Here is a 21,517-nt window from a genome sequence, read left to right on the forward strand (position 1 = left end):
AGAAAGAGGATCGTGACATGAACAGCCCTGTCCTGGAAAACCCCGAGACACCCGCCCTGGCAAACGGCCTCGAATGCCTCACCTTTACCCTGGGCAACGAGGAGTATGGCATCGACATCCTGAAGGTGCAGGAAATACGTGGTTACGATGCCGTGACCCGGATCGCCAACACGCCGGATTTCATCAAGGGGGTGATCAATCTGCGTGGCGTGATCGTGCCCATCGTGGACCTGCGCATCAAATTCAACGTCGGTCAGGCCGAATACAATCAGTTCACCGTGGTCATCATTCTCAATGTGGGCAAGCGTGTGGTGGGTATCGTGGTGGATGGTGTGTCCGATGTCATCAACCTCACACCGGACCAGATCCGTCCCGCACCCGAGCTGGGCACGGCGCTGGATACGCGCTTCATTCGTGGCCTGGGCACCGTGGATGAGCGCATGATCATCATCGTGGACATCGAGGGACTCATGCTGAGTCCGGCACTGGAGCTGGTGGATGCGGCCTGAGCGTCTCCCTTTGCGCCGCGCAAGCGGGCGCACGGAGGGCACATCCGCAAACCTGCCAGCAGCCAGCCGCGAAATCGAGGGTCGCGAGTTTCCCTTCACCGACCAGGATTTCGAGCGGGTGCGCAAGCTCATCTATGAGCTGGCGGGCATCTCCCTGTCGCCCATCAAGCGCGACATGGTTTACAGCCGCCTCGCCCGCCGCCTGCGCGCCACCGGACACCGCAGCTTTGGTGAATATCTCGCGCACCTGGAACGGGGCTATCCGGAAGAGCTGGAAGCCTTCACCAATGCCCTCACCACCAACCTGACGGCTTTCTTCCGCGAGGAACACCATTTCCCCATCCTGCAGGAATTCTTGCGGCCGCGCATGGGTCAGCCGCAAATTGCCATCTGGTCTTCCGCCGCCTCCACCGGGGAGGAGCCCTACTCCATCGCCATGACCGTGGCGGAACTGTTTGGCGGCATTCCGCCCCACGTGAAGATCCTGGCCTCCGATGTGGATACCAACGTGCTGGAAAAAGCCCGCGCCGGGATCTATCCCATGGAGCGCATCGAGAAGCTGCCCGAACACCTGGTGCGCAAATACTTCCTGCGCGGCCAGGGCAGTCAGGCGGGGCTGGTCCGGGTGAAACCGGAGCTGCAGAGCATGATTACCTATCGCCGCATCAACCTGCTGGACGCGAGCTGGCCCATGCGCGGGCCCTTCGATGCCATCTTCTGCCGCAACGTAATGATCTACTTCGACAAGCCCACCCAGCGGCGCATCCTGGAAAAATTCGTGCCGCTGCTGGCGCCGGATGGACTGCTGTTCGCCGGGCATTCCGAGAGCTTCCACCACGCCACGGATCTGTTCAAGCTGCGCGGCCGCACCGTGTATGAACTGGCACCCGAAGCGCGCAAGCGGGCCTGGCGGGGCTGAAGGAAAGATGCTCATGGCAGAACCGGCTTACGCGGAAACCCTCGCCCCCACCCTTTACTTCGACCGCAATTTCGGCATGCAGGCGGCGAAGATCCTACCGGGGGAGTATTACGTCACCACCCGCGACATGCTCATCGTCACTGTGCTGGGTTCCTGTGTCTCGGCCTGCATCCGCGACCGGGTGACGGGTATCGGCGGCATGAACCATTTCATGCTGCCGGACAGCGACAACGACCCGGACAACCCCCTCAGCACTTCCACCCGCTATGGCACCTATGCCATGGAGGTGCTCATCAACCACCTGCTCAAGCTCGGTGCGCGCCGGCAGAACCTGGAAGCCAAGGTATTCGGGGGCGGCAACGTGCTCAGGGGCTTCACCGCCACCAACGTGGGGGCGCGCAACGCCGACTTCGTGCTGCACTACCTGGAGCGGGAACAGATTCCCCTGGCGGCGCGGGATCTGCTGGGCATGTATCCGCGCAAGGTTTATTTCTTTCCCAAAACGGGCCGCGTCCTGGTGAAGAAACTGCGCAACCTGCACAACACCACCGTGCTCGACCGGGAGCGCGAATACAAGACACGCATCGTGCAGGCCCCCGTGGCCGGCGAAGTGGAGCTGTTCAGCTGAACATGACCATACGCGTCCTGGTAATCGACGATTCCGCCCTGATCCGCAGCCTGCTCAAGGAAATGCTGGATCGCCAACCGGACATCGAGGTCATCGGCGCCGCACCCGACCCCATCGTGGCGCGGCAGATGATCCGCGAGCTCAACCCGGATGTGCTCACCCTCGATGTGGAAATGCCCCGCATGGATGGCCTGGACTTCCTGGAAAAGCTCATGCGCCTGCGGCCCATGCCGGTGGTGATGATTTCCTCTCTCACCGAAAAGAGTTCCGAGGTCACCCTGCGCGCCCTGGAACTGGGTGCCGTGGATTTCGTCACCAAACCCCGACTCGACATCGCCAGTGGCATGCAGGAGTATGCCGACCTCATTGCCGACAAGATCCGCGCCGCCTACCACGCCCGGCTGCGCCGTCCCGCCGCGCTGCAGGTGGAAAACCGCCACACGGCGGATGCCGTGCTGCCTCAAGTCAACAGCCGGATCGCCTCCACCGAGAAGCTCATCGTCGTGGGCGCCTCCACCGGCGGCACCGAGGCGATCAAGGAATTCCTGATGCAGATGCCCGCCGACAGTCCGGGTATCCTCATCACCCAGCACATGCCGGAAGCCTTCACCGCCTCCTTCGCCAGGCGCCTGGACGGCCTGTGCAGGGTGCGTGTCAAGGAGGCCGCCCATGGCGACCGGGTGCTGCCCGGCCACGCCTATGTGGCGCCCGGTCACTCCCATCTGCTGGTTGCGCGCAGCGGCGCCAATTACGTATGCGAGCTGTCCCAGGGGCCGCCCGTGAACCGGCACCGTCCGTCGGTGGATGTGCTGTTCCGCTCGGCCGCCAACTGCGCCGGCCCCAATGCCATCGGCGTCATTCTCACCGGGATGGGCAAGGATGGTGCCCAGGGTATGCTGGAAATGAAACGCGCGGGGTCCTACAACTTCGCCCAGGACGAGGCCAGCTGCGTGGTCTATGGCATGCCCAAGGAAGCCGTCGCCCTGGGCGCAGTGGACGAAATCGTGCCCCTGGCGCAGATGGCCAGCCGCGTGCTGGCGCGGCTGGCCCAGCAGGGTCCGCGCGCCATCCGCGTCTGAACCCCCCTGGGCCCATGCAAAAAAGGGGGCTGAAGCCCCCTGTTTGACCGCCCCCGCCGCGCTCAGCGTTCGCTCTTGTCCAGCACCCCTTGGCGGATGGTCACCTTGGCCTGCTGACGCAGGCTGTCAACGAAGGCCTGGGTGAGCAGGGAAGCCTCGGCGCGCTGCAGCGCGGGGGCAATCTGCAGACCCGTCCTGACACGATCCTCCGCTGTGAACACGCGCGAGATGCGATAGATGACGAAACCGTCCGCCGTGGCCTGCCCTGCGTAGGCCGGCAGGGTATCGGCGCGGGTGGCAAACACGGTGTGTACCGCCTGGGCATCTAGTCCTTCCGGCGCGCGCCGGTCCACGACGCGTGGCGCATCGAACTTGAGACCCGCGGGCGTCTCCCCCTTGCGCAGACGCTCCAGCAGGGCCTGACCCTGCTCCTGGGCGCGCTTGACCGCCTGCTCCCGGGCGAGTATACGGCCGATCTCCGCGCGCACCTCGGCCAGGGGACGCTGCCCCGCGGGTTTGTACTCCAGCACGCGAGCCGCCACCAGGGTATTGGGCGCCACCTCGATGGCTTCCGTGTTGCGCTTTTCCTTGATGGCCTCTGCACTGAACAGCGCCGCCCGCAGACGCTCGTTGTCGAAGGGCGGCGGGACCCTGCCGTCGCGGGTGATCCAGTCCGTGGTCTGGATCTTGAGCCCGTACTGGCTGGCGGCGGGCTCCAGCGAGCCGAATTGGGCATACACCAGGTCGCCGAATTTTTCCGCTTCCTCGTTGAAGCGGCGCAGGGCCGCCTCGCGCCGCGCCGCCTGCGCGACCTGCTCCCGCACCTCCTCGAAACTGCGTCCGTGCGCAGGTTCCACGGCTTTCAACCAGAGGATGTGCAGGCCCGCCGGCGAGCGGATCGGCCCGGCCACCTCGCCCGGCTTCATGCCGAACAGGGCGCGCTCCAGCTCGGGAAACAGGGAACCCGGCGTGACCGTTCCCAGATCGCCCCCCTCCCGGGCACTGGCCGGATCCTGGGAATAACGCCTGGCCAGCTCACCGAAACGGTCGGGCGCCGCCTTCGCCTGGGCAAGAAGGTCGGCGGCCTGCTTCTGCATCGCCTCGACTTCCTGTGCCGGCGCATCCGGGCGCAACCGCAGCAGGATATGGGCCGCCCGGCGCTTTTCGGGCTCGGCAAAGTCGGCGCTGTGACGCTGGAAATAATCGCGCAGCGCGGCCTCGTCCAGCGCGATGCCGGACAACAGTGCCTCCGGCGAAAACACCACGTAGGCCGCACGCAGCTGCTCGGGGGTGCGGCCGAGTTCCGGATGCGCCTTGTAATAGGTCTCGATGGCCGCTTCATCCACCTGGACCTGCCCGAGGAACGCCTCCGCCTCGATGCGCGCGCGGCTCACTTCCCGGCTTTCCGCCAGCGCCTGCGCCAGCTGCTGCGCCGCCGCCTGGGGCACGATCGCGGACGCCACCGCCACGCCCAGCATGTGATTGCTGAGTGCATCCTGGCGCAAAAGCTGCAGGAACTGGGCGCGGGACAGGCCGCGTTGGGCCAGGAAAGCCTGCAGACGCTGCTCGGAGAAGCGGCCGTCTTCCTGGAAAGCCGGCTCGCTGGCAAGCTGGGCGAGCAGGGCCTCCTCGGGAACGTCATAGCCCCGGGCCAGCGCCGCCTGAACCAGGACGCGACTGCGGATCAGCTCGTCCAGCACCCGCTGGCGCAGCTCGGCGGATTCCAGGCGCGCGGGATCGCGTTCGCCCATGTCGCGCAGGCGCGCCTGTTCCCGCTTGAGCAGCTCATCGAATTCGAGCGCGGAAATTTTCTGACCATCCACCTCGGCCACCCACTGGGCGCCACCGGTGCCGCGGAAATAGGCGTCCACGCCGAACAGGGCGAAGGAGATGATGATGAGGCCGAGCAGGATGCGGGCGAACCAGCCCTTCATGCGCTCGTGAATGGTATCGGACAGCATGGCTCCCATCCCGAGAGGCGCGCAACGCGCCCCAACAATCCCGGATCAACCGCCAGGACGCGGGTATCGCGCGCAGACAGGCAGACAGACGGACCCGCCATGGCCAGGTGCAGGTGCCGTGACTGGATGCGGACCACCCGCACACGCCGGCTCAATGGACAATCCGGGATAAGGAAAAGGGCGAGACTGGCTCGCCCTTAGTTTGGCGGAGTGGACGGGACTCGAACCCGCGACCCCCGGCGTGACAGGCCGGTATTCTAACCGACTGAACTACCACTCCTGAAACGGTTGCACCGCGACGGCGCCCTGGTGCGCTGGTGGGTGCTGACGGGATCGAACCGCCGACATTCGCCTTGTAAGGGCGACGCTCTACCAGCTGAGCTAAGCACCCGACCCCGGCTCCAGCGCCGCCGGAACCCGGTTTGCCGCAGCCCTTTCTAGCCGGGCTGCGCCAAAGCCCCTTAGTTTATCGCATCTTTCAGCGCTTTGCCAGCGCGGAATTTCGGCACCTTGGCAGCCTTGATCTTGATGGTGGCGCCGGTGCGGGGATTGCGACCGCTGCGGGCGGCACGCTTGCCCACGTAGAAGGTGCCAAAACCCACCAGGGTGACGCTGTTGCCCTTCTTGAGCGTCTGCTGAACGGCGGCCAGCACCGCGTCCAGGGCGCGGCCGGCGGCGGCCTTGGAAAGATCGGCGTTCTTCGCGATCGCCTCGATCAGTTCGGATTTGTTCACGTGAAGTCCCCTTTCGATTTGGAATGATGTGGCAGGCGTGACGGTGACTGCAAAGCGCTTTATAGCAGCGCGTAAAAAGGGGTGTCAAGCAATTCGCCCGGGCACACGCCAGGCGTGGGCGACATCATCCACGCAGGTCAGAAACGGCATCAACAAGCTGCGGCAAGGCATTCAGCGAACATGAAAACGGGCGCACGAGGCGCCCGCCTTCAGGGTTACGCTGCGTACCGGGACTCAGTGCTTGATCACCGCCTCCGCCTCGACCTTGGCTTCCGCCTGGGCGACCTGCACCGCCGGCGCACTCACCTCGGGCAGCGGCGTCGGCTTGCGTTCCAGCGCCGTCTCCAGCACCTGCTCGATCCAGCGCACGGGCTGGATGTCCAGCTTGTTCTTGATGTTGTCCGGAATCTCCACGAGATCCTTCACGTTTTCCTGGGGAATCAGCACTGTCTTGATGCCGCCCCGGTGCGCCGCCAGGAGTTTTTCCTTGAGGCCGCCGATGGGCAGCACCTCGCCGCGCAGGGTGATCTCGCCGGTCATGGCCACATCGGCACGCACCGGGATGCCCGTGAGCACCGACACCAGCGCGGTGCAGATGGCGATGCCGGCACTCGGCCCGTCCTTGGGCGTGGCGCCTTCGGGAAGGTGGATGTGGATGTCGTTGTTTTGGTAGAAGTCCACCGGAATCCCGAGCGCCGCGGCGCGGCTGCGCACCACGGACAGGGCCGCCTGGATGGACTCCTGCATCACCTCGCCCAGCTTGCCGGTGGTGATGGTCTTACCCTTGCCGGGCAGACGCACCGCCTCGATGGTGAGCAGTTCGCCGCCCACTTCGGTCCAGGCCAGCCCGGTGACCTGGCCCACTTGGTTGGTCTTCTCCGCCATGCCGTAGGTGAAGCGGCGCACACCAAGATAATGCTCCAGGTTGCGGGAGCTGACCGTGATGCGGGACTTCTTCTTCGCCGTGAGCAGGGTCTTCACCACCTTGCGGCAGATCTTGGCGATCTCCCGGTCCAGATTGCGCACGCCCGCTTCCCGCGTGTAGTAGCGGATGATGTCGCGGATGGCGCTTTCCGTGACATTGATCTCCTCCGGCTTGAGCCCATGCGTCTTCATTTGCTTGGGCAGGAGGTAGCGGGTGGCGATGTTGATCTTCTCGTCTTCCGTGTAGCCGGCCAGGCGGATCACTTCCATCCGGTCCAGAAGCGGCGGCGGAATGTTGAGGGAGTTGGCCGTCGCCACGAACATCACGTCCGAGAGGTCGTATTCCACCTCAACGTAGTGGTCCACGAAGGTGTGGTTCTGCTCCGGATCCAGCACTTCCAGCAGCGCCGACGAGGGGTCACCGCGGAAATCCATGCCCATCTTGTCCACTTCGTCGAGCAGGAACAGCGGGTTGCGCACGCCCACCTTGGCCATGCTCTGCAGGATCTTGCCCGGCATGGCCCCGATGTAGGTGCGCCGGTGTCCCCGGATCTCCGCCTCGTCACGCACGCCGCCGAGGGCCATGCGCACGAACTTGCGGTTGGTGGCCTTGGCAATGGACTGGCCGAGGGAAGTCTTGCCCACGCCGGGCGGGCCCACCAGGCACAGGATGGGCGCCTTCAGCTTGTCCACCCGCTGCTGCACCGCCAGATACTCGATGATGCGCTCCTTGACCCGCTCCAGGCCATAGTGATCCTGGTCGAGGATTTCCTCGGCCTTGCGCAGATCGTTGCTGATCTTGGTCTTCTTGCGCCAGGGCAGGCTCACCAGGGTCTCAATGTAGTTGCGCACCACGGTGGCTTCCGCCGACATGGGCGACATCAGGCGCAGCTTCTTGAGCTCGGCCATCGCCTTGTTGTGGGCTTCCTTGGGCATGCGCGCCGCCTTGATGCGCTTTTCCAGCTCGTCTAGGTCGGCACCTTCCTCCAGCTCCCCCAGCTCCTTCTGGATCGCCTTCACCTGTTCGTTCAGATAGTACTCGCGCTGGCTCTTCTCCATCTGGCGCTTGACGCGGCCACGGATGCGCTTTTCCACCTGCAGGATGTCGATCTCGGTGGAGAGCAGGCTGAACAGGTGCTCCAGCCGGGCGCGCACGTCCATCATCTCGAGGATCTGCTGCTTCTGCTCGAGCTTGATGGGCAGATGCGCGGCGATGGTGTCCGCCAGGCGACCGGCATCGTCGATGCTCGCCAGGGAGGTGAGGATCTCGGGCGGAATCTTCTTGTTGAGCTTGACGTACTGATCGAACTCCGAGAACACGCTGCGCATGAGCGCCAGCGTCTCGTGGTCGCTGGGAGCCTCGATCCGGCGGATCACCGCCTCGGCGGCGAAATGGGTCTTCTCGTCGAGGAACTGGGTGATCTCGGCGCGGTGGTTGCCCTCCACCAGCACCTTCACCGTGCCGTCCGGCAGCTTGAGCATCTGCAGGATGCTCGCCACGCTGCCCACGCGGTAGAGGTCGTCGGTGGTCGGTTCGTCCTTGGAGGCCGATTTCTGCGCCACCAGCAGGATGTGCTTGCCCGCTTCCATGGCGGCCTCCAAGGCCTTGATGGATTTCGGACGGCCCACGAACAGCGGAATGACGATATGGGGATAGACCACCACGTCACGCAGCGGCAGCAGGGGGAGGGTCACGTGTTCGGCGAGCGTTTCGGGTTGCGTGCTCATGTCTGGTGTACCTATAAGTAAGTGTTACGGCCCGGGGATGGGGGCATGGGAGGGGAATTCAAGGGGCTCCCGGCCCGGGGCAAGCCCCGTTCGGGCACCCGGGGATGCGTCATGGGTCAGGTTCAATGGCATCCCCGCCCCTTTCTTGACAGGAAAGATCCGGAAACGTTCTCCGCCGGCGGCCGCCCGGCCGGCAGTCCCGGCAGCTTCACCCCCAGGCGGGCGTGCCGCCCGGGGCACGGCACACTCAGGCGACGCGCGGCTGGTCGGCGTAGATCAGCTTGGGCGGCGCGTTGTGGGTAATGACATCCTCGTCCACCACCACCTTGGTGACATCCTTCTTCGAGGGCAGCTCGAACATGATGTCGAGCAGGGCATGTTCCAGGATGGAGCGCAGACCGCGCGCCCCGGTCTTGCGCTGCAGGGCCCGCTTGGCGATGGCGGTGAGCGCCTCTTCCCGGAATTCCAGTTCCACGCCTTCCATTGCGAACAGCTTCTGGTATTGGCGGATGAGGGCATTCTTGGGTTCGGTGAGGATCTGCACCAGGGCCGCCTCGTCCAGCTCCTCCAGGGTGGCCACCACCGGCAGGCGGCCGACGAACTCGGGAATGAGGCCGTATTTGATGAGGTCTTCCGGCTCGACACCGCGCAGCACCTCGCCGATTGCCTTGCGGTTGTCACGGCTTTTCACTTCGGCGCCGAAGCCGATGCCGCCCTTCTCCGAACGGTTGCGGATGATCTTTTCCAGACCGTCGAAGGCGCCGCCGCAGATGAACAGGATGTTGGTGGTGTCCACCTGGACGAATTCCTGGTTGGGATGCTTGCGGCCACCCTGGGGCGGCACCGAGGCAATGGTGCCCTCGATCAGCTTGAGCAGGGCCTGCTGCACGCCCTCGCCGGACACGTCGCGGGTGATGGAGGGGTTGTCGGATTTGCGGGAAATCTTGTCGATCTCGTCGATATAGACGATGCCCTGCTGCGCCTTCTCCACGTTGTAGTCGCACTTCTGCAGCAGTTTCTGGATGATGTTCTCCACATCCTCGCCCACGTAGCCCGCCTCGGTGAGGGTGGTGGCATCGGCCATCACGAAGGGCACGTTGAGCAGGCGCGCCAGGGTCTGCGCCAGCAGGGTCTTGCCGGAGCCGGTGGGACCGATGAGCAGGATGTTGCTCTTGGACAACTCCACATCATCGGCCTTGGCGCCGGTCTTGAGCCGCTTGTAGTGATTGTAGACCGCCACCGAGAGGATCTTCTTGGCGTGGTCCTGGCCGATCACATACTGGTCGAGGATCTTGCGGATCTCCGCCGGCACCGGCAGCTCGGAGCTGCCTTTGGCCGCCTGTTCGCTTTGCACCTCCTCGCGGATGATGTCATTGCACAGGTCCACGCATTCGTCGCAGATGAATACGGAGGGGCCCGCGATGAGCTTCCTCACCTCATGCTGGCTCTTGCCGCAGAAGGAGCAGTAGAGAAGCTTTTCGTTGCCGGATTTGTCGCTCATGGCGTCGCCCTTCGATTACCGTTTGGAGACATTAAACCGAACTTTCGTTCCGGTTGACAAGCACCTTGTCCACGAGGCCGTAGGCGACGGACTGCTCGGCGCTCATGAAGAAATCCCGGTCCGTATCGCGCTCGATGACCTCCACCGGCTGGCCCGTGTGCTTGGACAGCAGCTCGTTGAGGCGGGAACGCAGGTAGAGGATCTCCCGGGCGTGGATCTCGATGTCCGAGGCCTGACCCTGGAAGCCGCCCAGGGGCTGGTGGATCATGGTGCGCGAATTGGGCAGGCAGTAACGCTTGCCCTTGGCGCCCGCCGCCAGCAAAAACGCCCCCATGCTGGCCGCCTGGCCGATGCACAGGGTGGACACGTCGGGTTTGATGAACTGCATGGTGTCGTAGATGGCCAGACCCGCCGACACCGACCCGCCGGGCGAGTTGATGTAGAGGAAAATGTCCTTGTCCGGATTTTCCGATTCCAGGAACAGAAGCTGCGCCACCACCAGGTTGGCGGTCATCTCGTTGACGGGACCGACCAAAAAAACCACCCGCTCGCGCAACAGGCGTGAATAGATGTCATACGCCCGCTCGCCGCGGCCGCTCTGCTCGATCACCATGGGGATATAACCGAGCCCCTGCGGTTCCATCCTGCTGCGGTCGATCATGTCGAAATACCTGTCCATATCCGTTTACCTGGCAATACCCATCAACTCGTCAAAGGTAATGGGCTTGTCCGTGACTTTGGCGACACCCAAAACCCAATTTACCACATTCTGTTCCAGCGCCAAGGATTCGGCCTCGGCCAGCCGCCCCGGTTCCTGGTAATACCACTGCACGATCTGCTCCGGGTGTTCGTAACTCTGGGCGAAGTCTTCCACCACCGCCTTCACCTGTTCCGGCGTGGCGTGAAGATCGTGGGTCTTCACCAGTTCCGCCAGGATGAGGCCCAGCCGGACGCGCCGTTCGGCCGATTCCCGAAACATTTCCGGCGGCAGCGTCAGGTCACCCTTGAGACCGCGGCGCATCAGGTCCTCGCGCAAACGCTGCTCCAGGCGCTGCGCCTCGATCTCCACCAGTGCCCGGGGCAGCTCCACCGGCGTGGTATCCACAAGCGCCTGCATGACCTGCTCCTTGAGCCGCGCCTCGATGCGTTTCTTCACCTCCCGTTCCAGGTTGGCACGAATCTCGGCGCGCATTTTGGCGACATCGCCGTCTTCGACGCCGAGCGCCCTGGCAAAGTCGGGGTTCACTTCGGGCAGCCGCGGTTCGAGCACCCGTTTGAGGTGAAGTTCAAAGCGTGCCGTCTTGCCCGCGACCTCGCGACCATGGTAGTCCGCGGGGAAGCTCACCTCCACCGACTTGGTCTCCCCGGGTCGCATGCCGACGATGGCGTCCTCGAAGTCCTTGAGCGTGTGCCCCTCCCCCAGCACCAGGGCATAGTCCCGGGCCTCGCCACCGGGGAAGGGCTTGCCATCGATGGTGCCGCGGTAATCCAGTTCCACGCGGTCACCGGCCTGAGCCGGGCGGTCCACCGGCTCGAAGGTGGCCCGCTGCTTGCGCAGGATTTCGATGGTCTTGTCCACGTCCTCCTCGCTGACCTCGACCTGGGGCCGCTCGATGCTGACGCCACTCAGATCACCCAGCTTGACTTCCGGATAGATCTCGAAGGTGGCGCTGAATTCCAGCGCATCCGCCCCCTGCTCCGACACCGACTCCAGACGCGGATAGCCGGCCACCCGCAGCTGCTGTTCCCGCAGGGCTTCGGCGATGCTGCGCTCCATGGTCTGGCCGATGACTTCCCGCCGCACCTCGCCCCCGTATTGCTGGGCCACGATCTTCAGGGGCACTTTGCCCGGCCGGAAGCCGTGTACCTTGACCGTCCTGGCCAGCCGCTTCAGACGCGCCTCCACCTCGCTGTCGATTTCCGCGCGCGGCACGGTGATGCGGATACGCCGTTCCAGCTGGCTGATGTTTTCAACGGTTGCTTGCATGTCGAGTCCCCAAAGAATGCGGTTGGATCAAGTGCGGAGGGCCGGCGGCCCAAGCGATGGTGCGAAAGGCGAGACTCGAACTCGCACGCCTTGCGGCGCTGGAACCTAAATCCAGTGCGTCTACCAATTCCGCCACTTTCGCGAAAATGTTCCATTTTAACCGCTCGGCCCTGCCCTGTCACCGCGCCCCCGCCGCGTCGAACCCATCCCCACCGCGTGCATGGCCTCGGGGGCGGCTGCCCGGAGGCGTGCCCGGCAACCTGCGCCCCACCGAGGGGTTTGGGCCGGCGCCGGCGCGGCGATCCGTCGCGGCCCCCGGCACACAATCTGGGATAATCTCCCTGCATGTTCAATAGCGTCCATCACTACGAAAACTTCCCCGTCGCTTCCCTGCTCCTGCCACGCCGGCTGCGCGAGCCGGTGCGCCGCATCTATGCCTTCGCGCGCCACGCCGACGACATCGCCGACGAGGGCGATGCGCCGCCGGCGTCGCGCCTGGCCCGGCTCGCCGCGCTGCGGCAGGATTTGGCGCGTATCCAGGCAGGCGCAACCCCGGAGTCGCCCCTGATGCAGGCGCTTGCCGAGACGATACACACCCACCGCCTGCCCCTCGAACCCTTTTACGATCTCCTCGATGCCTTCGGCCAGGATGTCAGCAAGCACCGCTATGCCCATTTCGGCGAGGTGATGGAGTACTGCCGGCGCTCGGCCAATCCCGTCGGACGCCTGCTGCTCGCCCTGTCCGGGGAACAGGACCGGCGCGCGCTGGCCCAGTCCGATGCCATCTGCGCGGCGCTGCAGCTCATCAATTTCCTGCAGGACGTCGCGGGGGACTACACACGCGGACGGATCTATCTGCCCCAGGACGAGATGGACAAGTTCGGCGTGACCGAGACCCAGATCGCGCAAGGCGACGCGGGCGGCACCTGGTGGCCGTTCATGCGTTTCCAGATCGAGCGCGCACGCAAGCTCCTCCAGGCCGGGGCCCCACTGGGCAGGCGGCTGCCCGGCCGGCTGGGCCTGGAGCTGCGGCTCATCATCCTGGGGGGCGAGACCATCCTGCGCAAGCTCTACGCCGTCCACGGTGACGTGTTCCGCAAGCGGCCGGTGCTCACGGCTGCCGACTGGCCACGCATGCTGTGGCGTGCCCTGCGCGCCCAATAGGAAATTTCATGACGCCCGATCAGTATTGCCAGGAACGGGCCGCGCAGAGCGGCTCCAGCTTCTACTACTCCTTTCTGTTCCTGCCGAAGGAAAAGCGTGCGGCGATCACCGCCCTCTATGCCTTTTGCCGGGAAGTGGACGACGCCGTGGATGAATGCAGCGATCCACAAATCGCCCGCATCAAGCTCGCCTGGTGGCGCGAGGAGCTCGGCAATCTCTACCGGGGCCAGCCGCAGCATCCCGTCAGCCGCGCCCTCCTGCCCGCCGTGCGGCACCATGACCTGCCCCGGGAACAGTTTGAGGAAATCATCGACGGCATGGAGATGGACCTGGAACATCACCGCTATGCCGATTTCAAGGCTTTGCAGCTCTACTGCTACCGTGTCGCCTCGGTGGTGGGCCAGCTCGCGGCCACCGTGTTCGGGGCCAGTGACCGGCGCACCCTCAAATACGCCCATGACCTGGGGCTCGCCTTCCAGCTCACCAACATCATCCGCGACGTGGGGGAAGACGCCCGGCGCAACCGGATCTACCTGCCGCTGGACGAGCTCGCCCGCTTCGGCGTGTCCGAACAGGACATTCTGGCCGGTCGCCACACACCGGCCTTCCGTGCCTTAATGGCCTTTCAGGCCAGCCGGGCGCGCGAGCTCTATGCCCGGGCGCTGGCGCAACTGCCCGCCGCGGACCGCCGCAACCAGCGCCCCGGCCTGGCGATGGCGGCCATCTATCAGGCGCTGCTCACGGAAATCGAGCGCGACGGCTTCCAGGTGCTGGACCGGCGCACCGCCCTCACACCGCTGCGCAAGCTTTGGCTCGCCTGGAAGACTTGGGTGGCATGACTGCGCCACAGCGGCCGCCGGCGCATCGCGTGGCGGTGATCGGCGCCGGCTGGGCCGGACTCGCGGCGGCCGTGCATCTGGCCGCCCACGGCGTGCCGGTGACCGTGTTCGAAAGCGCCCGCGAACCCGGCGGGCGGGCCCGAAGTTTCACCCGGCACGGCGTGGAACTGGACAACGGCCAGCACATCCTGCTGGGTGCCTACCACGAGACGCTGGCCCTGCTCGACCGGGTCAATCCCCGCTGGCCCACGCAGCTCGCGCGCCTGCCCCTGCAGCTTTCGTTGGCGCCCGACTTCGTGCTGAAGGCACCCCGGCTGCCGGCGCCCTGGCATCTGGCCGTGGCCCTGCTCACCGCCCGCGGCCTGGGCCCAACCGACCGCCTGGCTGCCCTGCGTCTGGTGGTGAGCCTGCGCCGGCGCGGCTTTCGCCTCGACCGCGACCAACCCGTGAGCGAGCTGTTGCGCCACCACCGGCAGACCCCCGCCCTGTGCCGGTCCCTGTGGCACCCCCTGTGCCTGGCCGCCCTCAACACGCCCCCCCATCAGGCTTCGGCACGCGTGTTCGTGAACGTGCTGCGCGATGCCTTTGCCCGGGATCGCGCCGACAGCGATCTGCTACTGCCGCGGGTGGGTCTGTCGCGACTTTTTCCGCAACCTGCCGCCGAATTTCTGCGCCAGCGCGGCAGCACCCTCCTGTGTGGCCAACGGGTCACGCGTCTCGAACCGGCACTTGCCGGCTGGCGCGTCTTCACCGCCCGGGATGCAGGGGAGTTCGGCCAGGTGGTCTGCGCCCTGCCCCCGCCACGGGCGGCGCAGCTCCTCGAGACGCTGCCCGCCCTGGGGGAAATGGTGACAGACCTGCGCCAGCTCGATCATGAGCCCATTTATACGGTCTACCTGCGCTACCGGGACCCGGTGCGACTGGAGGCGCCCATGGTGGGGCTGGGAGAGGGGCCGGGACAATGGGTGTTCGACCGGGGACCGCTCACGGACGCCTCCAGCCTGCTTGCAGTGGTGATCAGCGCGCGCGGCCCCCACGAGGCGCTGGATCACGCCCGGCTGGGCCAGGCCGTCGCGCACCAGCTTTGCCAGGTGCTGGGCATTTGCGTAGCACCCCGGGACGTCTGGGTAATCGCCGAAAAACGCGCCACCTTCGCCTGCACGCCCAATCTCGCCCGGCCCGGCCCGCGCACGCCGCTTCCCGGTCTGTTCCTCGCAGGCGACTGGGTGGCAGGCGCCACGCGCGAGGCGGACTATCCCGCCACCATCGAGGCCGCCGTGCGAAGTGGAGTACAATGCGCGCGCCACATTCTGGAGTGCCGATGAATTCCTACCAAGCCCCGCCCGACCTGCTCAAGGACCGGGTCATTCTCGTCACCGGTGCAGGCCAGGGCATCGGCCAGGTGGCGGCGCGCACCTTCGCCGCCCATGGTGCCACGGTGATTCTTCTCGGTCGCAACGAGCAGCGCCTCAACACCACCTACGATCTCATCGCCGATGCCGGCCATCCGGAACCGGTGCTGTTCACCCTCGATCTGGAACAGGCCGGTGACCGGGAGTTTGAACAGATGGCCGATGCCATCGAGGGTCAGCTGGGGCGGCTGGATGGCATCCTGCACAACGCCTCCCGCCTGGATGCTCTCGCCCCCCTGGAACTGGAAACCCTGGAACAATGGCTGGGCATCCTGCGCGTGAACCTGGTGGCGCCCTTCGCCCTCACACGCGCCTGTCTGCCCCTGCTCAAGGCCGCGCCCGATGCCTCGGTGGTGATGACCTCGGAAACTCATGGCCGCAAACCCAGCGCCTACTGGGGCGCCTTCGGCGTGTCGAAATGGGCGCTGGAAGCCCTGGTCAAGACCTGGGCGCAGGAGCTGGAAATCACGCCCCAGGTGCGGATCAATGCCCTGGTGCCGGGCCCGGTGCAGTCGCCCCAGCGGCGCAAAACCCATCCCGCGGAGGTGCCGGCCACGCTGCCGACGCCGGAGGCGATCATGCCGGCCTATCTGTATCTCATGGGTCCGGACAGTCGCGGAGTGAGCGGCCAGATCCTCGACGCCCAGGGCGTCACTTGAGAAAAAACTGCAGCTTCTCGCCGTCGATCTCGACCTGATCGAGGTTGTCCAGCGCCTGGGGTTCGGCACCCAGCGCGCGGCCGTTGACCACCGGTGGCCGCCGGCCGCTGACATGGGTGACGAAATAACCGTGGGGGCGGCGGCTGATGATGGCCCGGTTGCCCGGGCGGCCGAAGGCGGTGATGGGCCGGACGAGCTCGATCTCCTGGCCTGCCCGGGCACCGGACAGCACCCGCACCGCTCCCAGGGGGAACACGTTCCTGACCGCGCGCGCCGTGGCCACCGCGGTCTCCACCCGCAGCCCGGTGTTGATGGCCAGATCCACGCCCGCCTCCTTGAGCCGGCTGCGGTCGAAGGCCGGGATCAGCAGGGTCTTGTCGAAATCCATGTCGGGCAGCGCCTTCTGGTTCACGTACTTGATCTTGTAGCGCCCCACCTCGATCACGTCGCCGTTTTGCAGGATGTGCCGCTGGATGCGCCGGCCGTTCACCTGCGTGCCATTGGTGCTCTTGAGATCCTCTAGGATCTGGTCGTTGCCCACGGTGAGGATCACCGCGTGTTCCTTGCTCACGCCCTGATCGTTGATCTGGATGTCACAGGTGGGCCGGCGCCCGATCACGAAGCGCTCCTTCTCCAGGAAGTAGTTGCCGAGCACCGTGCCATTGAGGCTCAGGACCAGCTTCGCCATATGCCCTCCTCAACCACGCCGCCAAGCGGACCACAGGCGCGCCCAGAGACCCCGCCGCGCGGGGAAGGGACGATCCACCCGGATCGCGGCCACCGAGATGTTGTCATGACCCCCATTGTCGTTGGCCATGATCACGAGCTGTTTCACCAGCAGCGGAATGTTTTCCTGCAGCGAGACCATGGCCAGTTCGATGTCTGCATCGTCCACCATGTCATTGAGTCCGTCCGTGCACAGCAGGTAGATGTCGCCCGGCAGGGCGCGTTCCTGGCGCACGTCCACGACGATGTTCTGGTTCACCCCCAGGGCGCGCGTGACCAGATTGCGGTTGTGGGAGACGCGCGCATCGTCGGCGCTGATCAGCCCCATTTCCAGCTGCTCCTGGAGCAGGGAATGGTCCACCGTGAGCTGCTCCAGCTTGTCATGGCGCAGCCGGTAGGCGCGGGAATCGCCCGCATGGGCGATGGAGACCATGTCATCGTGGAACAGCGCCATCACCAGCGTGGCGCCCATGCCCTGGAACTGGGGCCGGTTGTGGGCGGCATGGTGGATGGACTGGTTGGCGCGGTTGACGGCGGCACGGATGATTTCCGTGGATACCGGCCGCCCGTTCAGGTGGCTGCCGCCAAGCTGGCTTTTGAGTTCGTTGGCCACGATCATGGTGGCCATGCCGGCGGCCACGTCACCCGCCTTGTAGCCGCCCATGCCGTCTGCGACGATGACGAGGCCGAGCTCCTCGTCCACGGCCACGCTGTCTTCGTTGAAATTGCGTACCAGGCCCGCGTCGCTCAGGCTGGCGATGGTCAAGGCATTCCGGATCTTCATCTCCCACTCTATGGTGTTCCCGACGGCCCGTCTCCGAGGCGGCCCTACCGCCTTGCGCGGTCGGCACGCAGCCCGCAGGGCCCTGCGGTGCCATCAGGATATTTACAGGATATTACTGTCGCGGGCAGGGGCCCGGACTTAACTTTTTGTTCACTTTGACGCTATTGGCATGGGGCCCGGGCCCGTCCGCGGCGACCGGTTTTCGTCAATGGCTGCCGGCACATAGCCCACCCGCCGGTTAACGGCCGCACCGCGCCGGACTTGAGAGGAAAGATGAACGCGAACCGCGCCGCGCTTGACACGGGCCAGGGGAAAAAACTACCGTTAGTTCCTTCACTTGCAGCGCCGCCGCGCTGCCCGGACAGGGCAGGTTCCGCCATGGTCATCGAGAAACTGGGTCGTTACATCATCGTCGAGGAGTTGGGCCAGGGCGCCATGGGTGTGGTGTACAAGGCCGTGGACCCCTTGATCGACCGCACCGTCGCCATCAAGACCATCAATCTCGACCTGTCGCGCGACGAGCTGGAAACCTTCGAAAGACGTTTCCAGCGCGAGGTGCAATCCGCCGGCAAGCTCAACCATCCCAACATCGTCACCATCTACGACGTGGGCCGCACCGAGGGGGTGGCCTACATGGCCATGGAGTTCCTGGAGGGCAAGGAGCTGCGCGAGATCCTCGATTCGGGCGTGGTTCTGCCCCTGGACAAGGTGGTGCACATCGCCGCCCAGGTGTGCGACGGTCTCGCCTTTGCCCACGAGCATGGCATCGTCCATCGCGACATCAAGCCGGCCAACATCATGGTGATGAAGAACGGCATGGTGAAGATCACCGACTTCGGCATCGCCCAGGTGTCGTCGGCCTCGCGCACCATGGCCGGCATGGTCATGGGCTCGCCCAAATACATGTCGCCCGAACAGGTGGTGGGCCAGACCGTGGATGGCCGGTCGGACATCTTCTCCCTGGGCGTGGTGCTGTACGAGATGCTCACCGGCAAGACACCCTTCGTGGGCGAAAACATCAGCGCCATCATGTACCAGATCCTCAACGAGGAGCCCATTCCGCCCAAGGCCTTCAATCAGAACGTCCCGGATTCCCTCAACTATATCGTGCTCAAGGCGCTGGCCAAACACCCGGATGCCCGCTACCAGACGGCCAAGGAAATGGCGCGCGATTTGCGCAAGTACAAGACGCTGCAGGTGCCGGCTCCGGGCGAGGCGCCGCCGGCCCCGCCCATGGAGCGGCGCAAGGTACCGCGCGACAGCCTGGGAGAGGCCACCCAGGTCATCGCCCGTCTCACCGACGGCGACACCCCGGCGCCGCCGCCCGCCGCGCCCGCCCCCACCCCCTGGCCACGGTGGGCGCTGCTGGCGGGCATTCCCCTGCTGCTGGCCGTATTCGTGGCCGTGATCCTGAACCGCACGCCGGGGCCATCCGTGCCTGCGACTGCCTCCACGCCTCCCGTCGCTGCCGAGGCTGCGCGCCCCCCGGCATCAGCCGCGCCGGCAGCCGTGCCGCCCGTGGCCGAACCCGCGCCCACGCACGAAGCGCAGCAAGCACCGGCCGGCCCCTCCGTGACTCCGGAGGCACGGACCGAAGCCAAGCCCGCCGGCGCGAGCCCCCAGCCGGTGCCGGAACGCAAGGCAAAGGCAGTCGCCCCGGCACCCGCCAAGGCCGCTCCCCTGACCTCCACCGCCGAGACCCGCGTGGTCGAGGACGCGGCCAAACCCGCTGGCGCGGCGAGCGGGACCCTGCAGCTTGCCATCGCCCCCTGGGGGGAAGTGTTCGTGGACGGGGTGCGCCAGGGGGTGAGCCCGCCCCTGCGGGAAATCAAACTGCCGCCCGGCGAACACACCGTCCTGGTGGTCAACCAGACCTTCGCGCCCTATTCCCAGACCATCCGCGTGGAGCCGGATGGTACCCACAAAATCAAATACAAGTTCAGCAAATAGGTCGTCGCCATGATGCCGTTACGCTGGATGCCCCTTCTGCTGGCAGCCGTCCTCGGCGCCGGCTGTGCCAGCCAGACCGTGCGTGAGCTGGGCATGGACAAGCTCGCCCCACGCAAGGCGGAAAAGCTGCTGGCCACCGGCATCAGCCAGTACGAGGACGGCAATTACAAGGCGGCCCAGAAGAGCCTCAACGATGCGCTGGATGCGGGACTCACCTTCCAGTCGGACAAGGTCGCGGCACGCAAATATCTGGCCTTCATCTACTGCTCCTCGGGACAGGAGCGGGCCTGCCGCGACGAGTTCCGGCGCATCTTCGAGCTGGATCCCCAGTTCACCCTCGATCCCACCGAGGAGGGACATCCCATCTGGGGTCCCATCTACCGGGCGGTGAAGGCGGAAATGGCGGCGCGCAGCCGCGCCCGCTGAGCACGCCCGTCAGCGATAAAAGAATTCCAGCCGGGTGCCGGCCACGTCGAGGATGTCGTGGTCGTTCAGGGGATGCGGGGTTGCGCCCACTTCCACCCCATTCACCTGGGGATAGCTGTCGCCTTCCGCGAAGGTCAGGAAATAGCTGCCCCCACGGCGGCTGATGATGGCCGTCTGGATGCCGGGCTTGCCCAAGGTGGTCACGGCCCGGGTCAGCGCCGTCTCCCGTCCCGCGCCCGGGCCGGCAAGCAGGCGCAGGTGGCCCACGCCGGCGGGGCGGGGCTCCCCCAGCAGGGTGGTGGGCGCTTCGGCCGACGGGCTTGCCTCGATGCGCGTGTCCGCGAGCTCGCGCGTGAGGGCGAGCTCTCCCGGCACTGCCACATCGAACAGGGTATCCCCCGCTTCCGGCGCCACCGCCCGCACCGTGTCCTCCTTGAGGGGACGGGTGTCCGGGGCGCGCCAGGAAGGCGCGGGCTCCACCCAGGGTTCGTGCACGTAGCGCAGGGTAAAGGTGCCGATGCTCACTTCGTCCCCGTCCTGCAGGTGGTGGTGCCGGATCAGGCGGCCGTTCACCCGCACGCCGTTCATGCTGTTCAAGTCCTGGATGAAGGAATCGTTGCGGATGGTGATGACCAGGGCGTGCTCGCTGCTCACCGAGAGATCGTCGAGCACCACCTCGTTGTCGGCACGGCGGCCGATGCGGATGCGCTCCCGGTCCAGCAGGCGCTCGCCCCGGACATCGCCCGCTGCATCGAGGATGACGAGCCTGGACACGGCGGGCCTCAGACGAGACGGACCAGAATGACGGAAACGTTGTCGTAACCGCCGGCCCGGTTGGCGGCCGCCACCAGTTCCCGCGCGCCCGCCTGCACGTCGTCCCGGGTGGCGGCCAAAATGGCGGCGATGTCGGCATCGGCGATCATGTCGAACAGGCCGTCGGTGCAGAGAAGGTAGAGGTCACCCGCCAGCAGCGCCTGTTCCTGCACGTCCACCTCCAGCCCCGGCTCGACACCCAGCGCCCGGGTGATCAGGCCCCGGCCGCCCATGAGGCGCGCCTGCTCGGGGGTGATGAGGCCGAACTCGATCTGCTCCTGGAGCACCGTGTGGTCCACGGTGAGCTGTTCCAGCTGCCCGGCGCGATAGCGGTAGACACGGGAATCGCCAATGCTGGCGATGACGGCCCGCTGGCCGTGGAACAGCACGGCCACCAGGGTGGTGCCCATACCCGCGTATTCCGGCTGTTGCAGACTGGCTTCGAAGACGGCGCGGTTGGCCTTGAGGATGGCGCTGCACAGGCGCATGGCGGGCGGACTCAACACGGGTACGCAACCCTCCTGCGCCGGCAGGGTGAGGGGCAGCTGGCGGAATTCCGCCAGCACCATGCGCACGGCGAGCCGGCTCGCCACCTCGCCCGCGTTGCAGCCGCCCATGCCGTCGGCGACCAGGAACAGGCCGGCATCGGCATCCCAGGCCAGGGCATCCTCGTTGTTGCTGCGCAGCCGGCCGGCATCGGTCAGTGCCGCGCATTCCACATGCAGAGCCTGGTTGGTCGGAGCCGGCCGCTCCATGCCTGTGTGCATTTGCATG

20 protein-coding genes and 3 tRNA genes are annotated in these 21,517 nt (G+C 65.8%); 10 read left to right on the top strand and 13 right to left on the bottom strand.

Annotated elements, in window-relative coordinates; genetic code table 11:
* Window positions 1-17 precede the first annotated feature (17 nt).
* The 4 genes from ACZ42P_RS04400 to ACZ42P_RS04415 are packed head-to-tail and all read left to right on the top strand — an operon-like array spanning window position 18 to window position 3,135.
* Window positions 18-509: a chemotaxis protein CheW gene (locus ACZ42P_RS04400; protein ID WP_464898879.1), complete on the top strand. Its 492-nt coding sequence runs from the start codon at window positions 18-20 to the stop codon at window positions 507-509.
* Window positions 499-1,428, top strand: coding sequence for a CheR family methyltransferase (locus tag ACZ42P_RS04405; RefSeq protein WP_464898880.1), 930 nt, complete (start codon window positions 499-501; stop codon window positions 1,426-1,428). The genes ACZ42P_RS04400 and ACZ42P_RS04405 overlap by 11 nt, the downstream gene beginning before the upstream one ends.
* A 13-nt stretch (window positions 1,429-1,441) precedes the next feature.
* Window positions 1,442-2,056, top strand: coding sequence for a chemoreceptor glutamine deamidase CheD (cheD, locus tag ACZ42P_RS04410; protein WP_464898881.1), 615 nt, complete (start codon window positions 1,442-1,444; stop codon window positions 2,054-2,056).
* Window positions 2,053-3,135: a protein-glutamate methylesterase/protein-glutamine glutaminase gene (locus tag ACZ42P_RS04415; protein WP_464899364.1), complete on the top strand. Its 1,083-nt coding sequence runs from the start codon at window positions 2,053-2,055 to the stop codon at window positions 3,133-3,135. The genes cheD and ACZ42P_RS04415 overlap by 4 nt, the downstream gene beginning before the upstream one ends.
* 62 nt (window positions 3,136-3,197) lie before the next feature.
* On the opposite strand, the gene ACZ42P_RS04420 is transcribed toward ACZ42P_RS04415, so the two are convergent.
* The 9 genes from ACZ42P_RS04420 to ACZ42P_RS04460 form a co-directional block, all read right to left on the bottom strand.
* The gene (locus ACZ42P_RS04420; protein ID WP_464898882.1) at window positions 3,198-5,096 is read right to left on the bottom strand and encodes a SurA N-terminal domain-containing protein; all 1,899 of its coding nucleotides are present in this window, start codon (window positions 5,094-5,096) and stop codon (window positions 3,198-3,200) included.
* A 203-nt stretch (window positions 5,097-5,299) separates the two neighbouring features.
* Window positions 5,300-5,376 (bottom strand) — tRNA-Asp (locus ACZ42P_RS04425).
* A 35-nt stretch (window positions 5,377-5,411) separates the two neighbouring features.
* Window positions 5,412-5,487: transfer RNA gene (locus ACZ42P_RS04430), tRNA-Val, on the bottom strand.
* Window positions 5,488-5,557: 70 nt separating this feature from the next.
* Window positions 5,558-5,848: an HU family DNA-binding protein gene (locus tag ACZ42P_RS04435; RefSeq protein ID WP_464899365.1), complete on the bottom strand. Its 291-nt coding sequence runs from the start codon at window positions 5,846-5,848 to the stop codon at window positions 5,558-5,560.
* A 216-nt stretch (window positions 5,849-6,064) separates the two neighbouring features.
* On the bottom strand, window positions 6,065-8,482 hold the full coding sequence (lon, locus tag ACZ42P_RS04440; RefSeq protein ID WP_464898883.1) for an endopeptidase La: 2,418 nt from the start codon (window positions 8,480-8,482) through the stop codon (window positions 6,065-6,067).
* Window positions 8,483-8,729: 247 nt separating this feature from the next.
* A complete protein-coding gene (gene clpX / locus ACZ42P_RS04445) occupies window positions 8,730-9,983 on the bottom strand; it encodes an ATP-dependent Clp protease ATP-binding subunit ClpX (RefSeq protein ID WP_464898884.1) in 1,254 nt (417 codons plus the stop codon).
* Window positions 9,984-10,014: 31 nt separating this feature from the next.
* A complete protein-coding gene (gene clpP / locus ACZ42P_RS04450) occupies window positions 10,015-10,662 on the bottom strand; it encodes an ATP-dependent Clp endopeptidase proteolytic subunit ClpP (RefSeq protein ID WP_464898885.1) in 648 nt (215 codons plus the stop codon).
* A 6-nt stretch (window positions 10,663-10,668) separates the two neighbouring features.
* Complete coding sequence (gene tig, locus ACZ42P_RS04455; RefSeq protein WP_464898886.1) at window positions 10,669-11,970, bottom strand: trigger factor; 1,302 nt, start codon at window positions 11,968-11,970, stop codon at window positions 10,669-10,671.
* A 57-nt stretch (window positions 11,971-12,027) separates the two neighbouring features.
* Window positions 12,028-12,112, bottom strand: a tRNA-Leu gene (locus ACZ42P_RS04460).
* 203 nt (window positions 12,113-12,315) lie between these two features.
* Here ACZ42P_RS04460 and hpnC point away from each other — a divergent pair.
* The 4 genes from hpnC to ACZ42P_RS04480 are packed head-to-tail and all read left to right on the top strand — an operon-like array spanning window position 12,316 to window position 16,044.
* Complete coding sequence (hpnC, locus tag ACZ42P_RS04465) at window positions 12,316-13,134, top strand: squalene synthase HpnC (protein WP_464898887.1); 819 nt, start codon at window positions 12,316-12,318, stop codon at window positions 13,132-13,134.
* 8 nt (window positions 13,135-13,142) lie between these two features.
* Window positions 13,143-13,973, top strand: coding sequence for a presqualene diphosphate synthase HpnD (hpnD, locus tag ACZ42P_RS04470; RefSeq protein ID WP_464898888.1), 831 nt, complete (start codon window positions 13,143-13,145; stop codon window positions 13,971-13,973).
* The gene (hpnE, locus tag ACZ42P_RS04475; protein WP_464898889.1) at window positions 13,970-15,298 is read left to right on the top strand and encodes a hydroxysqualene dehydroxylase HpnE; all 1,329 of its coding nucleotides are present in this window, start codon (window positions 13,970-13,972) and stop codon (window positions 15,296-15,298) included. The genes hpnD and hpnE overlap by 4 nt, the downstream gene beginning before the upstream one ends.
* Complete coding sequence (locus ACZ42P_RS04480; RefSeq protein WP_464898890.1) at window positions 15,295-16,044, top strand: YciK family oxidoreductase; 750 nt, start codon at window positions 15,295-15,297, stop codon at window positions 16,042-16,044. Before hpnE ends, ACZ42P_RS04480 begins: the two co-directional genes overlap by 4 nt.
* Here the strand turns inward: ACZ42P_RS04480 and ACZ42P_RS04485 are convergent.
* Both ACZ42P_RS04485 and ACZ42P_RS04490 read right to left on the bottom strand, forming a co-directional pair.
* Window positions 16,037-16,732, bottom strand: coding sequence for an FHA domain-containing protein (locus tag ACZ42P_RS04485; protein ID WP_464898891.1), 696 nt, complete (start codon window positions 16,730-16,732; stop codon window positions 16,037-16,039). The two genes, ACZ42P_RS04480 and ACZ42P_RS04485, sit on opposite strands and share 8 nt — an antisense overlap.
* 9 nt (window positions 16,733-16,741) lie before the next feature.
* Window positions 16,742-17,554: a PP2C family protein-serine/threonine phosphatase gene (locus tag ACZ42P_RS04490; RefSeq protein WP_464898892.1), complete on the bottom strand. Its 813-nt coding sequence runs from the start codon at window positions 17,552-17,554 to the stop codon at window positions 16,742-16,744.
* 378 nt (window positions 17,555-17,932) lie between these two features.
* Here ACZ42P_RS04490 and ACZ42P_RS04495 point away from each other — a divergent pair, with 378 nt between their 5' ends.
* Both ACZ42P_RS04495 and ACZ42P_RS04500 read left to right on the top strand, forming a co-directional pair.
* The gene (locus ACZ42P_RS04495) at window positions 17,933-19,504 is read left to right on the top strand and encodes a protein kinase domain-containing protein (RefSeq protein WP_464898893.1); all 1,572 of its coding nucleotides are present in this window, start codon (window positions 17,933-17,935) and stop codon (window positions 19,502-19,504) included.
* A 9-nt stretch (window positions 19,505-19,513) separates the two neighbouring features.
* Complete coding sequence (locus ACZ42P_RS04500) at window positions 19,514-19,930, top strand: TssQ family T6SS-associated lipoprotein (protein ID WP_464898894.1); 417 nt, start codon at window positions 19,514-19,516, stop codon at window positions 19,928-19,930.
* Window positions 19,931-19,939: 9 nt separating this feature from the next.
* Here ACZ42P_RS04500 and ACZ42P_RS04505 read toward each other — a convergent pair whose 3' ends face one another.
* Both ACZ42P_RS04505 and ACZ42P_RS04510 read right to left on the bottom strand, forming a co-directional pair.
* Window positions 19,940-20,704, bottom strand: a complete 765-nt coding sequence (locus ACZ42P_RS04505) for an FHA domain-containing protein (RefSeq protein ID WP_464898895.1) — start codon at window positions 20,702-20,704, stop codon at window positions 19,940-19,942.
* 8 nt (window positions 20,705-20,712) lie between these two features.
* Window positions 20,713-21,516, bottom strand: coding sequence for a PP2C family protein-serine/threonine phosphatase (locus ACZ42P_RS04510; RefSeq protein WP_464898896.1), 804 nt, complete (start codon window positions 21,514-21,516; stop codon window positions 20,713-20,715).
* Window position 21,517: the final 1 nt, after the last annotated feature.

This window comes from Thiobacter subterraneus (genome assembly GCF_055379455.1).